The sequence below is a fragment of the Paenibacillus puldeungensis genome (assembly GCF_042678945.1).
Taxonomy (GTDB): Bacteria; Bacillota; Bacilli; order Paenibacillales; family Paenibacillaceae; genus Fontibacillus; species Fontibacillus puldeungensis.
In genome coordinates this window covers 237218-252252 of record NZ_JBHTLM010000004.1, presented here as the reverse complement: position 1 = coordinate 252252, position 15035 = coordinate 237218, and the positions used below count along the sequence as shown (strand labels likewise).

The window sequence follows — 15035 nt, the reverse complement described above, 5'->3', positions numbered from 1 at the left end:
GAAAAATTACAGTAAACCCCTGACGCGCTTGGTCGGGGGTTCATCACAAATTATTTATTTTACTCTGTGGTTAGGCTCCGTCTCTTCCTGCTTTTCGGTGGTTTTGAAAATAACATCGTGAATATGCACATTCACTTCAACCACGTTCAAGCCAGTCATTGTTTCGATCGAACGCTTTACATTGAGTTGGATTTCAGAGGCAACTTCAGGAAGACGGTTGCCGAACTCCACGATAACGGAAACATCCACAGCCGCTTCACGCTGTCCAACTTCAACCTTCACGCCTTTGGATAGGTTTTTTCTTCCCAACAGCTCGGCGATCCCACCGGCAAATCCACCGCTCATTCCGGCAACGCCCTTCACCTCAACCGTAGCCAGACCGGCAATCACTTCAATTACTTCTGGAGCAATTTGAATCTCACCAATATCCGTACGTTCGAATTCCGTAGGCAAAGTACTCATTCTATTCATCCACCTCTCAATAAGTATGACGCTGCTCTGACGATAGATACCGCGCACTTATTATACATACTATATCATTTTGGGTTCATTATGACAAACTTATAGCAGCGATGCTATATCTCGTTTTCTTCCAAAAATTTGATATCAAAGTCACCCTTGATAAAGGTCGGATGTTCCAGCAGTTTTTGATGGAATGGGATTGTCGTATGGATACCCTCAATAGCAAATTCAGCCAACGCACGCTTCATTTTGGCAATAGCCTCGTCCCGTGTAGCTCCCCAAACGATCAATTTTGCAATCATTGAATCGTAAAATGGAGTAATCGTATATCCAGGAAAGGCCGCGCTGTCCACTCGAACTCCGGGACCCCCAGGAGGCAAATAAAAACCGATCTTACCAGGTGATGGCATAAAATTGCGAGCCGGATCTTCTGCATTGATGCGGCATTCAATCGACCAGCCGTTTAATCGCACATCTTCTTGTCTGAAGGAAAGCGGTTTCCCTTCCGCCACCCATATCATTTCCCGAATCAGGTCGATGCCAGTCACCATTTCCGTAACCGGGTGCTCTACCTGAATTCGCGTATTCATTTCCATGAAATAAAATTGTCCATCTGGTCCGAGCAGAAACTCAAGTGTTCCCGCACCGGAATAACTGACGGCTAACGCCGCCCGTACCGCAGCCTCGCCCATTTCTTGGCGTTTCTCCGGCGTTAATACAGGACATGGCGCTTCTTCAACAAGCTTTTGGCGGCGACGTTGCACGGAACAGTCACGTTCCCCAAGATATACCGCATTGCCATGCTTATCGGCCATGATTTGAATTTCAACGTGCTTCATGCCGGTCAAATATTTCTCCAGGTAAACGCCTGCGTTGCCAAAAGCTTTTTGTGCTTCCTGCTGCGCTGTTGTAATCTGCTTGACCAGCGAAGCTTCATCTTCTGCGATGCGGATCCCTTTGCCTCCTCCGCCCGCAGTTGCTTTAATAATGACCGGATATCCGATATCCCGGGCAACCATTACCGCTTCATCCAAATCCTCAATCAGTCCATCGGAACCTGGGATGACTGGGACTTTTGCATTTTTCATCGTTTGCTTCGCCACTGCTTTATCACCCATGCGGGTAATTGCTTCCGGGGAAGGTCCGATGAACGCTACATTACATGAACCGCAAATCTCTGCGAAATCCGCGTTCTCAGCTAAAAAGCCGTATCCCGGGTGAATCGCATCGCACTCCGTTAAAGTTGCTACACTCATGAGGTTTGTCAAATTCAGGTAGCTATCCTTAGAAAGCGTAGGTCCGATGCAATAGGCTTCATCAGCAAGACGGACATGCAGAGAATCCTTGTCTGCTTCGGAATATACCGCTACGGTTGAAATACCTAATTCACGACAAGCTCTAATTATTCTAACCGCAATTTCCCCACGGTTGGCAATCAATATTTTATGAAATTTCATGATTCTCCCTCATCCTCCTTGGAAAGCTAGATCGCGGCCCTGTTTGCAAAAAAGTAGGGCTGCCATTCATGTTTACTCCGGCTTCACCAGAAAGAGAGGCTGTCCGTACTCTACCAGTTGGCCGTTTTCCACGAGAATGTCAGTGATTTCGCCCTTCACCTCGGCCTCCAACTCGTTCATCAATTTCATGGCTTCAATAATGCAAACCGTTGTCTTCTCCCCAACCTTGTCCCCTATATTGACAAAAGCCTGGGCATCTGGCGACGAGGAGCGATAAAACGTTCCTACCATCGGTGATACGATGGTATGCAGGTTTGTTGGCTTCTCGGCAGGAGCCGCCGACACGACAGGTTGGGTCGTATTCATCATCGATACGGTTTCAGCAGCGGGCACTGCAGCCGTTGTCGTTTGAGGAGCAGCGGCTACAACCTGTGGTTGTACTTGAATGATTTCGCTTTTTCCTGGTTTGCGGATGCATAAACGAGCACCCTCGCTCTCAATCTCTAATTCATGGACGGATGTCTTGTCCAAGAGTTCAATCAATTCTTTAATTTCATTCAGTTTAAACATATTCACTCTCTCCTTCAGCTTTATCGGAAAAGCCTTGGCGTATTACTGCAAATGCACATAACTTTATGTATTATATCATAATCGATCAAAATGGAAAGAGTCCATGATTGCTCTGGACTCTCCCCAATTTCGTGTTCTATTTGCCCGTTTATCGTCTGCTTTTCCTTACTGCTTAACATACTGGACGCTGACCTTGTCCTGGGATACTCCTAATTCCTTGATTACCATGTCCATAATGCTCACCGCTTCTTTAGCCGCCATTTTTTCACTTACAACCACTACTTTATATTTGTTGTCGGCTTCGGTGACGACCGCGTTAGAGTATTGCTGAAGGAGCTTTTCTTCGATACCGTGGATTTTTTCCTCTTTTTCTTCCAGGGCATCTAGTTGCTTCTGCGCCATGGCTGCTTCTTCAAGCGATTTTTCACTGCTGATCGCTTTCATAAGCTCTTCCGTTTTCTTCACATTTTCCTGGTTACGTTCAAACTGATAAGCCGTTAGAGAATCTCCCGAGGAAATGCCCTGCGACTCCATTTGTTTGAGTACATCCTCGTCCGTAGCGGCTGGTGCTTGCTTGGATGGCTCTTTCGAACCGCCCGTTTCTTTGTCGGACTTAGTTTGTTCTCCTTGCTGAGACTTTGTATCGGTCTTATCTTTAGTTGTTGCATCAGGTTGTGTCGATTCCGCAGTGTCCTTTTTCGTATTATCTGCTGCAGTCGAGCCATTATCATCCGTCACGGCCGTTTCGCCTGCTGCCCCTTCATTCAATACCTCCGACAAGATAACCCCATCGTCCGATGTTGCTCCGTTGGCGACCGTTTTCGGAGTCTGATTCGTCGTGCTAACCTGTTGCCCTTCAGTCGTTGCTGCCGGCGGAGTATCTTCTGTGAAAAGGTAATAAGCGGATAATACAACCATTAAGCTGAGCATCGATACGAGCCAAATCGTTTGTCTTTTGGATTTCATGAAATATTACCTCCTAAAAGTTTTGTGAGCGTTACTTCTTAGTTAATTCTTCGAACAAAACTCGCTTCGAAAGCATTAACTTAAGTTTTGTGGAGCTAAGCTTCTTTAAAATACTTCTCTAAATATCTCCCCCGCCTACTGAGACTGCTTGCGCGGAACAACGGATATCCGAAACGCCGGAACGTTGAGCCCTTTCTCAACGGCATCAACGATTAGCCCTTTCACCGTTTTGTTCTCGGCACCTCGGGCCACGATCAGCACCCCCCGAACTTTGGGCTTGATCTTCTTCGTGACGATAGGCTTCTCATTGCCCGAGGAATCGTAAGTTACGATTTGACCATCCCGCGAATATTGGGTGACATGGCGCTTTCCCCCATCCGCATCGCTTTCCTCCGTCAGTTCTTGGGTGTCCTTTATGTTGCGTTGAACGACGATTTCTTCCGTTGAATCAATGGTGACGAGCACATCGACCGCCCCAACTCCGACAATTTTCTCTAATATCTCTTTCGTTTTATTTTCAAGCGACAATTCCAAGCTGCTAAACTCGTTATCTGACGAACTGTTATCCAACTGGGCTGTTCCGGAAATGTCCTGCATCACCGGAGGCTCTCTGCCCTCTCCCTCGGTATCAACTTGCTTGACATGCACAAATGAATTAAATAGCATGATGGCGATCCCCACCAATCCGAGAATTAGCAAAAGGCGGAATGCATTGATATTCTTCTTTCCCTCTTTACCTCGCCCTAACCATTGTTCGAGCTTCTTGAGCCAACCAGGCATCATCTTCACCTCCTACCGCATTTATTTAGTTTCCATAACGGGATCCATTACGGTTACCGCTTCCTTGGCAATACCCCAGTTTCGGCTTAACAGGTCGCTAATTTGCGCCTTCAGGTGCCCGTCATTCTCCTTTTGAGCTCCCGTTTCCCCTCTAGTTTCCGCCATGGCTTCATTCGTCTCCGGGCTTGCTTCGATCTCCGCATTAGGGTCGTTCGTGTTCTTTTTAACACGGATCTCAACTTTCTCTATCGGTGTTATCGATATCTCCGCCCCCTGTTCGGAAACACCGTTTTCCGGATCAGCCTGCCTTTGCTCCGACTTGGCCTCAGCCAAAACAACCTCTACTGCGGAAATCGTAGGATTCATTTCTTCAGTGGGCTTACCCTCTTTTTTCTCCCCTGAGGAACTCTTCACAGGCTCCGCCACCATTTTCACGGATACCCGCTGCACGGGCTGCCCGGTCTCCCTTACAATCTGCTCTTTCATCTGCCTTGCTGCCTCCTCACCAGCCCACTCCAGCGCTTCGGATTCTCTTTTTTTTCGAAGCTCCTCCCCCTGCTGCAAGATCATTTCCGTGCTATGCCTCGTCTCGTCGCTGCTTAGGTCGCCTATACTTCTTGAAAAGGCAGCCTCCAGCTGCTTGCTTGCATCCCCCGAAAAAAGCCGCATTACCGGCGAAAGCATCGTTAGCAAAATGAGCAGGCTGACCACAAACTTTACATACCGCTCCATGGCGCGGTTTGGGAGCAGCAAATCAATAAACACCGCAATTAGCACGATTAGTATGAGTTCCTTGAGCCATTCTCCGAGCCAGGACATCTGACGATCACCTTCCAGTCACTCTTTTCTCCGGGCTGAATCTACCTCATCATCACGGTTATGTTCCCAGCGGTCAGCATGATCGTAATCGCCAGAAAAAACATCATTCCGACCGCAGCCAGAGCCGCAAATACATAGATCATGCTCTTTCCGATCGTTTCTAGGCACGTAATGACCGGCGAATCGCCGAGCGGTTGCATGGCCGCTGCCGATAGATTGAAAATCAGCGCCAAAGTAATGATTTTGATCGCCGGAAAGGCGCACAGGAACAGTAGTATGATCACACCTACCAAGCCGATAGAGTTCTTGACGAGCAGTGAGGCCGAAATAACTGTGTCCGTTGCATCGGCGAACACTTTTCCGACAACCGGTACGAAATTTCCTGTCAAATATTTAGCAGCCCGCAAGGTGACTCCGTCCGCTACCGAACCGGTAATTCCCTTGACAGAGATGACGCCCAGAAATATCGTCAGCATGATGCCTAGCACCGCCATACTGATGGTTCTCAGCAAATTGGCCAGTTGGGTTAGCTTGTACTTTTCGGACAAGGAACTAACAATATGCAATACGGCAGAGAAGAAGAGTAGAGGAAACACGACCCTGTGAACAACAGTTCCGACGGTATGAACCATAAATACAACGAGCGGATGCGTGACAGTAACCGTTACGGCGTTTCCCATTGAAGCCAGCAGCGTGAAAAGAAGCGGAACCATCGCCATCATAAAGTCGATCATGCCCGTAATTGCTCCGGTTGCATAAGTTATCGCCACATGGAAGCTATTTATCGCCAGCACCAGAATGACCATATAGCAGATGGAGTAAGCGACCTTGCTGACCTGTTTTCGTTCAAATGCCGTTTGTAAGGTTTCCAGAATCATACTGAAAATCGACAGCAGCACGATCGTGACCAAAATGTGCCCGTTGTAAAGTACCTCATGCCACATGTACCTCATAAGTCCCGTTAACCCGGACTTTAAACTGAAGCTTTGATCCTGCTGCAGCAGCATATCCATAAACGAAGGAACCTTCTGGTCCGGAAAAAAGCCGCCGTAGTCTTTCATGAGTTGCTGCCAGTACGTTTCGACCTGGTCAGTTGGCAGTTCCTCCGCTTGTCGCTGGATCCACCCGTCATCGGTTCCTTCTGCAGAGGAGATGATGGGAAAAAGCCAGAACAGCATCACTCCAAGCAAAATCAGAATTAGTGTTTTGCCGCGCCATGCTTCATTTGACGACCCCATCATCCTTCTCCCACCCTTATTTAAGCCGGCAGCAGCTTAATTACTGTCTCAATGATGATGCTGATGATTGGAATGGCCAGTACCATAATTAGCACTTTCCCCGCCATTTCGATTTTTGAAGCAATGCTTTCCTGTCCCGCATCTCGGACAATTTGAGCCCCAAATTCAGCAATATAAGCGATTCCGATGATCTTTAGAATGGTTTTGAGATAAACCATTTGAACGCCGGAAGCTTCTGCCAAATCCTCTAGCACTTTAATAATTCCGCCGATTTTTCCAATTAAAAATAAAAATATGATGATTCCTGTACTGGCTGCGATTAAAAAAGCGAACATCGGCTTTTGTTCTTTGAGTACCAAGATAAGTACCGTCGCAATGAGCCCGAGTCCCACAATTTGAATGATTTCCACGGAGAGCTCACCTACTGAAATAAGAAGATCGACTTAATTTCCTGAAACAAACTGTCCAGCAGCCGGATGACCATAAACAGCACAACGACAAATCCGATCAGCGTCACCCAATGTGCCATGTCTTCTTTTCCCATTTGCTTCAGCACTGTATGGATCATGGCGATAATAATGCCGATGCCCGCAATTTGAAAAATGGCGTTCACTTCTATGTTCATTGATTTGGCACCTCACTATCGATTTCACTGGCGACAACCAGTCTTGGGAGGGGGAATGGATTTCAGTAGAACAGTATGACGATGAACGCTCCGCACAGAAGTCCGAGACTTCGATACATTTTTTCATACCGGGCTTGTTCCTCTCGTGCTGTGGATTCCTCGCTTTCAAGCTGCCGCACCGCCGTCGCCAGGTGACCGAGTTGATCCTTCCGATCGCTCGTTCCAAGCGTGTAGCTTAGTTGACGGATCACTTCCTGCTCTGGAGCTTTCATTGCCGTATACTTCCATACTTTTTCCGCGGCCAGTTGCAGGCTTTCCTGGGCAGTGTAACGGTTTGGTGAAGACATGTTATCCGCCGCAGTTGTGAAGACGGCTTTGATTGGCTCCCCGCTTTGCTCACCGATCCGACGAAAAGCATCTGGGAGAGGCGTGAACCCGTACATGATTTCCGTCTCCAGCCGTTTTAGAGCAAGAATGAGCCTGCGAATATGATTCGGGCGGTTCGCAAATTGTCTGGCCTGCAGCCAGCCGGCCAGTGTAGCTGCCAAAAGTACAAGCGCGGCACCCAATATTTTAAGCATGCTCTTCCCTGCCCTTCCAACCGAAAGCCTGCGTCTGAATGCTGCGTCGTTTACCGTCCCATAGCCTGAAAGCTAAGCCTTTCTCCGTACGTTCGAGAACAACATACATTTGGAAAAAAGACGTCTCCGACAGCTTGGACAGCGCGGGGCGCATTGAAAGATCATCCACGCTCGAGCCGTGCGCCGTGGCAATAACACGCACTCCGGCGTGAAGCGCCTCGGCCAGCGCTTCGGCATCCTCAGGGCGCCCAATTTCATCGACGATCAGCACATCCGGCGACATCGACCGGATCATCATCATAATGCCTTCCGCCTTTGGGCAACCATCCATCACATCCGTCCGCGGTCCGATATCAAAGCCAGGAACACCGCGTTTGCTGCCAGCGATCTCCGATCGTTCGTCGATTACCGCTACTTTAAGGCCCGGCCAGCCTGCATCCGGGTGACTCCATGACCCGCTGCTGATTTGTCTCGCCAAGTCGCGAATCAGTGTCGTTTTACCCTGCTGCGGTGGAGAGAGAATCAAGGTGTGAAGGACGCTCTTGTGCTTGAAGTCGAGCAGCTTGGGCAGGATCGGATCGGCTATCCCTTTAACCTCCCTAGCGATCCGTACGTTAAAACCGCTGATGTCCCTCAAATGCTCAACTCTCCCGCCGCTTAGCAAAGCTCTACCAGCCAGTCCAATCCGATGGCCACCTGCAATCGTTATGAACCCTTTGCGAAGCTCCTCTTCCATGGTGTACAGCGAATGGTTGGTAATCTGATCAAGCAGACGATTGCCATCCTGTTTACCGGGTTTATACGCGACTTGCGGATTTCGAGTTAATTCTCCGTCCGGAGTCAAAAAATAGTAACGTCCCCCTGAGTTAATCTCTAGCGGGCGCCCTTCCCGTATTCGGATTTCCTCCAAAGCCGGAAAGATTGAAGGCGGAAGTTTGCGCAGCAGGTCGCGGATGTTGTCGGGAAATACGGTTAACCAACTTGGGTCCATAGGCGTACCCCCAAAACTCTTACTCTTATTTGGATTGTTTTTTGCTATACCTCATGTGTATGCCTGTACTTTGTCTTTATGCCGGGAAATCTATCATTTCTTTAAAATACCTATTAAGAGACAGGTCACGCCGCATGCGATCCACAGCATCTTGCCCCAGGACAGCTTATCGGCCATTCCGGCAAGTCCGATGGATGTCGTTACGATGAGGATCGTGGGGCCAACGAAGGCAAGCGTCGAGTTGACTGCCAGCGCTTTATCAACCCTACCGAGCTTTAGCATCAGGATCGCTGCCAGGATTTCTATCGTTCCCGAGAGAAACCTTAGCGAAGCCATGCTGGTCACAAATTTATCGAGCATAATAACCTCCTTCTTGTCCAAGTTCGCTCTCTTAACGTTATGCCTGAATATCTTTTTTTATTAAAAAAGAGTCTAACTTCTTAGAGAAATTGCATTTACTAGGGGAGGATGGTAAGTCGTGAATAGCGAGAAAAAAAGGCACCTTCAAACCGGCTTCGCGGCTTGAAGATACCTTAGAGGTACACTTAACTATCATTTATAAATAACTAGCTGTTTCTTCCTATCATCTGTTTACCGACGATCCTTCGGACCACCGACAAAAGCTTGGTTTTCCGTATCAAGACCATAAGCGGTATGAAGGGCTTGAACAACCTCACTCAACTGAGCTCCGTCAATCACGCAGGATACCTTGATTTCAGAGGTACTCACCATTTTGATGTTTACTCCCAGCTTTGAAATGACATCAAACATTTGGGCTGCAACACCAGGATGGCTGACCATGCCCGCGCCAACGATGGAGACCTTAACCAGACCATCTTCGGAAGTTACTTCATCGTAAGGCAGTTCAGCATGAATACCTTCCAGAACCTTCAGCGCCTTCTCACGATCAGACAAGGCCACAGTAAAGGAGAAGTCAGCCTTTCCACTCTGTACACCACTTTGGACGATAATATCAACGTCGATTTTTTCTGCAGCCAGAGAACCAAACACCTTCGCAAGTACGCCAGGAACGTGGGATACCCCTAAAATACTGATCCGAGCTACATTTTTATCATAGGCAATCCCGCTGACAACAACACCTTGTTCCATATTCGCTTCCTCCTTAACTACAGTTCCTTCATTATGATTAAAGCTCGAGCGGACGATGAGACGAACCTGATTATGCTTGGCATATTCTACGGCTCTGGGATGCAGCACCGCTGCGCCTAAATTTGCAAGTTCCAGCATTTCATCATAGGAAATTTCATTCAGTTTACGCGCATTTTTTACGATCCGCGGATCTGTTGAATACACTCCGTCCACGTCTGTGTATATCTCGCAATAATCGGCGGAAGTAGCCGCAGCCAACGCTACAGCTGTCGTATCTGAGCCGCCCCGGCCAAATGTCGTAATTTCGCCGTCTTCAGTCATCCCTTGAAAACCAGCAACGATGACGATATTCCCCTCTTGGAGCGATTTGAGAACTTTATCCGGTCGAATATCAGTAATTCGCGCCTTGCCGTGAACGGCCTCCGTACGGAAGCCTGCCTGCCAGCCTGTATATGAAACAGCCTTAGCCCCCAACTCTTGAATGGCGATCGAAAGCAGGGCAATGGAGATTTGCTCGCCGGTGGTCATCAGCATATCCATTTCCCTTGATGGCGGCTCTTTGCTCAGCAGCTTCGCTTGATCGATCAGATCATCCGTCGTGTCCCCCATCGCGGATACGACAACCATAACCTGATTTCCTTCTTCTTGCTTCTCGACAACGCGTCTTGCCACACGCTGCATGCGCTCCGTGTCGCCAACGGAACTGCCTCCAAATTTCATAACGTACAAAGCCAAGTCAAGCCCTCCCTAAATATGCTCAATCCAGCCCAAACTTTCAGCTATTTGAACTAGTAACGCTTTAAATCAGTATAATACGAAGAACCTAAGCCAAGTCAATGCTTTTAGTGACATTACAAAAAATTCCTCCACCTCTAAAGGTGGAGGATCGTGCTTTAAGATCCGTATAGTCTAAGCTATTTCGGCTTCAAGGAACTTTAACCTGCCGCAAGACTAGGCACGGGAAATGTATTTGCCCTCACGTGTGTCAATTAGAAGAACGTCGTCTTCATTGATGAACAAAGGTACTTGAACATTAAGACCTGTTTCAACTTTGGCATTTTTAGTCGCACCGGTAGCCGTGTTTCCTTTGATCCCTGGCTCGGTTTCAATAACGCGCAGCTCAACACTGTTAGGCAGGTTGATTCCAAGAATTTCACCTTGGTAGCTGACGATTTTTACGTTCATATTTTCTTTCAGGAAGTTAAGCTCCCACTTCAGTTGATCCGAGGTCAAGCTGAATTGATCGTAGGTTTCGTTGTCCATGAAGGTATGTTCTTGGCCGCTAGCATACAAATATTGTACGTCACGGTTTTCAATTATAGCCCGGCCAATCGTTTCACCGGCACGAAACGTTTTCTCTACCGTGTTGCCATTGCGGAGATTTTTCAATTTGGAGCGAACGAATGCCGCACCCTTACCTGGTTTTACGTGCTGGAATTCAAGCACCGTATAAATATCACCGTCTACCTCGACGGTCAAGCCTGTTTTAAAATCGTTTACTGAAATCACTAATAGTACCTCCTCAAGTAGGGTTAACACCATTTATAAATTGTAAATTAAAAATACCCGAAAATCGAACACTACATACGTAAGTTGCTGCTACCCCACGTTCAAGGAGTACACATCCAACGTGGCAGAGGGGATTTCTAAAATGCGCAATGCCCCTAAGCGATTACTGTATATTCTTTCGTTGATTCCGTCAAGCGGCGGATTCCGGTCTCCGTAATAACGACATCATCTTCGATACGGACCCCGCCGAATCCCGGCAAATAAATACCCGGCTCAACCGTGACAACCATGCCCGGCTTCAGCACTGTATCGCTAAGTTTGGATACGCGAGGCGCTTCATGCACCTCCATGCCTAGTCCATGACCGGTGCTATGACCGAATTGTTCACCATAGCCGTAGCGGGTAATGACGTCTCGGGCCAACGCATCCGCTTCCCGTCCGGTCATGCCGGGACGAAGGAACTCCAGCGTATGCAATTGTGCTTCCAGGACAATATCATAAATCTCGCGATGCTTGGGACTCGGGTTTCCAATACCGACCGTACGAGTGATATCCGAGCAATATCCGTTTAGCAATGCGCCGAAATCCATCGTTACAAGCTCATTACTTTGTATAATGCGCGAGCTTGCCACGCCATGAGGAAGAGCCGAACGTTCCCCTGAAGCCATGATCGTATCGAATGAAGGACCTGAGGCTCCATTTTTGCGCATAAACGTTTCGAGCTCCAGAGCAGCATCCCATTCGCTGATCCCCGGTTTTAATACACTCAGCATATGTACGAATGTCCGGTCAGCCAAATCGGCCGCTTCCTTCATTAAAGCCAGCTCTTGTTCGTCTTTGTAGATGCGCAGTTCCTCAACCAGCCCGCTAAGCGGTACCAACGTGATAGGAGCTAAATCTTCTTCGTACGTACGATAGGTTGCGAAGACGACATTCTCTTCCTCAAAGCCAACACGCTTAATCCCCTCTTGCGTCAGCAAAGATTGAACAGTCCCCGTCACTGAAGCCCCATGGTCTACAATTTCGAATCCGGCAGCCTGTTCGGCAGCTTGGGTCAGATAACGGAAATCCGTCAGCAACCAGGCTTTCTGACCTGTTATCAATACATAGCCTGAAGATCCCGTAAATCCCGTCAAATAGCGGCGGTTCACATCTCCGGTAATCAGGACGGCTTCCATATTTTGAAGCTCCATAGCTTCGCGAAGCCGGACAACACGAGTGCTCACCATAATAAACTCTCCCTTGTATATCAATTTATCCCGCTTGCCGTGTGTCTTTCATGTGCAACACTATTGACACTCCAAATGACGCTTGAGTGCGCTTAGACCCAATTCATACCCGTAAGATCCAAAACCGGCAATTTGCCCTATCGCAATAGGAGCAATCACCGAAGTGTGACGGAAAGCCTCACGCGCGTGTATATTGGACAGATGCACTTCAACGACAGGGATTTTCACCGAGGTCAGGGCATCCCGAAGAGCATAGCTGTAATGTGTCAGTGCACCCGGATTCAGCAGAATTCCATCAATCACACCAAATGCGGCATGAATCCGGTCGATGAGGTCCCCTTCATGATTCGATTGATAAAAAGACAGCTCCAAATCGCTGGAATCTGCCAGCCGCTTCAATTTATCTTCTATATCACGGAGTCTCTCTGATCCGTAAACACCGGGCTCTCGAATCCCAAGCATGTTAAGGTTTGGTCCGTTCATTACCAGGATACGGTACATCAATGCTCCCCCTTCCTGAAAAATAACCAAAAATAATTTTAACATAGAAGAGAGGTGCTTGAGAAGTTTTTTCCTCATTGGAGCGCATTATTCGGCGTTTTTTTCGGTTCCCTCCCCCGTTCATTTGTAAATTCTTCGGCGGCTGTGTAGCCTATGAACAATCCCCACAACACGTACAGACAAAATTCACTGAGGACCGTATTCTTGGACAACTCTACGAGCGGACGGGTTAAATGGTACGTTGGACCAAGGATTGTAAAAATAAACGTCCACCATGCAATGCCATACAGTATCCCAGGCCCAGGCCCTTTAAGCTTGCGGAAAGCGGCCGTATACAGCATCGTGGCCAAAATGGAAAAGACGATAAACGATGCCCATCCGACAAAATACCCGGAGAGACTATGTAAAAACTTACTTTTAAAGAAAGGCTCCACCAGATACCCGGGCAGCACCGTCGTAAAACTCATAAAGTACATAACCCCTTTCAGCCCTCCCCATATGAGCCCGGCAAAGAAACCGACTTCTAGTGAAAACATCCATATATTTGTACGCTGATTGCGCTGCTGCCTCCAGGTCTGAATACGGGTGTCGACTTGGCGCTCGTGCTCCCCACTGTAACGGGATTGCCGTTCCAGCTTCTGCCCTTTTTCCGAGTTGCTCATATTAGCGATCATCCCTCCATATCGAAATATTTCCATCTGTTTTTTCCTCGATAGTATGCTCATTTCCAAAAAGACTAAACCAACTAGAATTTGCCCGCAAAGTTGGGTACAATGGAGTCATCACGAACCATGGTATCCGCCGTCAGTTCGCAAAATTTATATTATTGTAGGAAGGTGAAATGTTTGCCTGATCAATCTGCACCCAAGATTTACGGCGGCCAAGCCGTTATTGAAGGAGTTATGTTTGGCGGAAAACATGTCAATGTGACAGCAGTTCGCCGCAAAAGCGGAGAAATCACTTTTTTGGAAGTGCCCAAACAGGATAAGGATTGGGTGAAGAAACTGCGAAAAATCCCGCTTATTCGCGGGCTTGTCAGCATCATTGATTCGAGCGCCAAGGGCTCCAAACATTTGAATTATTCTGCCGAGGCTATGGCAGATGATGAAATGGAGCCGGAGGAACGCGCCAAACAGAAGGAAAAAGAAGAATCCGGATTTTCACTGACAATGCTAGTCGGTGTGGCGATCGCTGGGGTCCTATCCTTTATCGTAGGCAAGCTAATATTTACGCTTGTACCTGCTTTGATCGAACAGTATCTATTCCAGCATGCATTTGCCAACCAAGCGCTGCATACGCTGGTGGAAGGCGTTATCAAAATCGTCCTTTTGCTCACTTATTTGTGGATCTTATCCCAAACTCCGGTTATCAAGCGGCTGTTTCAATATCATGGAGCAGAGCATAAAGTGATTTCCGCTTATGAAGCCGGAGAGGAACTGACTCCTCAAAATGTGCAAAAATACAGCAGACTGCATTATCGCTGCGGTAGCAGCTTTATCATTTTGACCGTCATTGTCGGTGTCGTTATTTACTCCCTTCCGATTTTCCACTGGGATTCGGTATGGGAACGGATGTATATCCGTGTGCTGCTGCTTCCGCTCGTTATCGGAGTCTCCTTTGAGATGCTCCGGGTAACCAATGCGCTACGTGATATTCCGCTACTTCGTTATTTAGGTTATCCAGGCCTGTGGCTTCAGCTATTGACTACCAAAGAGCCTAGTAATGATCAAGTAGAAGTCTCAATTGCTTCGTTTAATCGTATGCGTGAATTAGACGCTCGTCTGGAGAAGATCAACGTTGTGAATACGCCGGTTAGCTCCACTTTGGATCCCTTGAAAGGATGATGAATGCATGAAAAAACAGCTCTTTGCGTTCTGGATTATCGCTCTTCTTGCCGTTGTCGGAATTATGGATAATCTGTTCGTTAACGGGAACTGGATCAACATCATCGTCCCGGTAGCCGTTGTTGGTATTGTTTTTCTGCTATATAAATATCCGCCCGCTAAATATCGAAAACAGCACCCTAAAGTAAAACCATCAGCCCGTACTATGGCCAAAGTTAGCGCAGAGCGGCGCTCGACCGGAGGGGAAAAGCGCAAGCATTATCCTTTCCAAGTGATTGATGGGCAAAAAGGTAAAAACGAAGACGACCTACCGAAGTACCACTAGATAAATTGAAAGGACGGAGCAAACATTT

General features: G+C 47.8%; 19 protein-coding genes. 2 read left to right on the top strand and 17 right to left on the bottom strand.

The window, feature by feature from the left end; translation table 11 throughout:
* Positions 1–54: 54 nt before the first annotated feature.
* The 17 genes from ACFQ3W_RS08045 to ACFQ3W_RS07965 form a co-directional block, all read right to left on the bottom strand.
* Entirely contained in the window at positions 55–462 is a 408-nt protein-coding gene (locus tag ACFQ3W_RS08045) for an Asp23/Gls24 family envelope stress response protein (protein WP_379318411.1), read from the bottom strand.
* A 113-nt stretch (positions 463–575) separates the two neighbouring features.
* The gene (gene accC, locus ACFQ3W_RS08040; RefSeq protein WP_379318409.1) at positions 576–1919 is read right to left on the bottom strand and encodes an acetyl-CoA carboxylase biotin carboxylase subunit; all 1344 of its coding nucleotides are present in this window, start codon (positions 1917–1919) and stop codon (positions 576–578) included.
* A gap of 72 nt (positions 1920–1991) precedes the next feature.
* Positions 1992–2489 carry an acetyl-CoA carboxylase biotin carboxyl carrier protein gene (gene accB, locus ACFQ3W_RS08035; RefSeq protein WP_379318407.1) on the bottom strand — a complete coding sequence of 166 codons (498 nt, stop codon included), beginning with the start codon at positions 2487–2489 and terminating at the stop codon, positions 1992–1994.
* A 165-nt stretch (positions 2490–2654) separates the two neighbouring features.
* Positions 2655–3455: a SpoIIIAH-like family protein gene (locus ACFQ3W_RS08030; RefSeq protein WP_379318405.1), complete on the bottom strand. Its 801-nt coding sequence runs from the start codon at positions 3453–3455 to the stop codon at positions 2655–2657.
* 135 nt (positions 3456–3590) lie between these two features.
* Positions 3591–4235 carry a stage III sporulation protein AG gene (gene spoIIIAG, locus ACFQ3W_RS08025; RefSeq protein WP_379318650.1) on the bottom strand — a complete coding sequence of 215 codons (645 nt, stop codon included), beginning with the start codon at positions 4233–4235 and terminating at the stop codon, positions 3591–3593.
* Positions 4236–4256: 21 nt separating this feature from the next.
* The gene (spoIIIAF, locus tag ACFQ3W_RS08020; RefSeq protein WP_379318403.1) at positions 4257–5054 is read right to left on the bottom strand and encodes a stage III sporulation protein AF; all 798 of its coding nucleotides are present in this window, start codon (positions 5052–5054) and stop codon (positions 4257–4259) included.
* Between the two features lie 41 nt (positions 5055–5095).
* Positions 5096–6292, bottom strand: coding sequence for a stage III sporulation protein AE (gene spoIIIAE, locus ACFQ3W_RS08015; protein WP_379318648.1), 1197 nt, complete (start codon positions 6290–6292; stop codon positions 5096–5098).
* Between the two features lie 20 nt (positions 6293–6312).
* Complete coding sequence (spoIIIAD, locus tag ACFQ3W_RS08010) at positions 6313–6702, bottom strand: stage III sporulation protein AD (RefSeq protein ID WP_379318401.1); 390 nt, start codon at positions 6700–6702, stop codon at positions 6313–6315.
* Positions 6703–6713: 11 nt separating this feature from the next.
* A complete protein-coding gene (gene spoIIIAC, locus ACFQ3W_RS08005) occupies positions 6714–6917 on the bottom strand; it encodes a stage III sporulation protein AC (protein ID WP_009225775.1) in 204 nt (67 codons plus the stop codon).
* Positions 6918–6979: 62 nt separating this feature from the next.
* Positions 6980–7498, bottom strand: a complete 519-nt coding sequence (gene spoIIIAB / locus ACFQ3W_RS08000) for a stage III sporulation protein SpoIIIAB (protein ID WP_379318399.1) — start codon at positions 7496–7498, stop codon at positions 6980–6982.
* Positions 7491–8489, bottom strand: a complete 999-nt coding sequence (gene spoIIIAA / locus ACFQ3W_RS07995; protein ID WP_379318397.1) for a stage III sporulation protein AA — start codon at positions 8487–8489, stop codon at positions 7491–7493. The genes spoIIIAB and spoIIIAA overlap by 8 nt, the downstream gene beginning before the upstream one ends.
* Positions 8490–8582: 93 nt before the next feature.
* Positions 8583–8849: a YqhV family protein gene (locus ACFQ3W_RS07990; RefSeq protein WP_379318395.1), complete on the bottom strand. Its 267-nt coding sequence runs from the start codon at positions 8847–8849 to the stop codon at positions 8583–8585.
* A 231-nt stretch (positions 8850–9080) separates the two neighbouring features.
* A complete protein-coding gene (locus ACFQ3W_RS07985) occupies positions 9081–10334 on the bottom strand; it encodes an aspartate kinase (RefSeq protein ID WP_379318393.1) in 1254 nt (417 codons plus the stop codon).
* A 216-nt stretch (positions 10335–10550) separates the two neighbouring features.
* A complete protein-coding gene (efp, locus tag ACFQ3W_RS07980; RefSeq protein WP_379318391.1) occupies positions 10551–11108 on the bottom strand; it encodes an elongation factor P in 558 nt (185 codons plus the stop codon).
* Between the two features lie 155 nt (positions 11109–11263).
* Positions 11264–12337, bottom strand: coding sequence for a M24 family metallopeptidase (locus ACFQ3W_RS07975; protein WP_379318389.1), 1074 nt, complete (start codon positions 12335–12337; stop codon positions 11264–11266).
* Positions 12338–12397: 60 nt separating this feature from the next.
* Positions 12398–12838: a type II 3-dehydroquinate dehydratase gene (gene aroQ, locus ACFQ3W_RS07970; RefSeq protein WP_379318646.1), complete on the bottom strand. Its 441-nt coding sequence runs from the start codon at positions 12836–12838 to the stop codon at positions 12398–12400.
* Positions 12839–12912: 74 nt separating this feature from the next.
* On the bottom strand, positions 12913–13536 hold the full coding sequence (locus ACFQ3W_RS07965) for a YqhR family membrane protein (RefSeq protein ID WP_379318387.1): 624 nt from the start codon (positions 13534–13536) through the stop codon (positions 12913–12915).
* Positions 13537–13683: 147 nt separating this feature from the next.
* Between ACFQ3W_RS07965 and ACFQ3W_RS07960 the strand changes: the two genes are divergently transcribed.
* Both ACFQ3W_RS07960 and ACFQ3W_RS07955 read left to right on the top strand, forming a co-directional pair.
* Positions 13684–14682 carry a DUF1385 domain-containing protein gene (locus tag ACFQ3W_RS07960; RefSeq protein ID WP_379318385.1) on the top strand — a complete coding sequence of 333 codons (999 nt, stop codon included), beginning with the start codon at positions 13684–13686 and terminating at the stop codon, positions 14680–14682.
* 7 nt (positions 14683–14689) lie between these two features.
* On the top strand, positions 14690–15007 hold the full coding sequence (locus ACFQ3W_RS07955; RefSeq protein WP_379318383.1) for a hypothetical protein: 318 nt from the start codon (positions 14690–14692) through the stop codon (positions 15005–15007).
* The last annotated feature ends 28 nt before the right edge of the window (positions 15008–15035 follow it).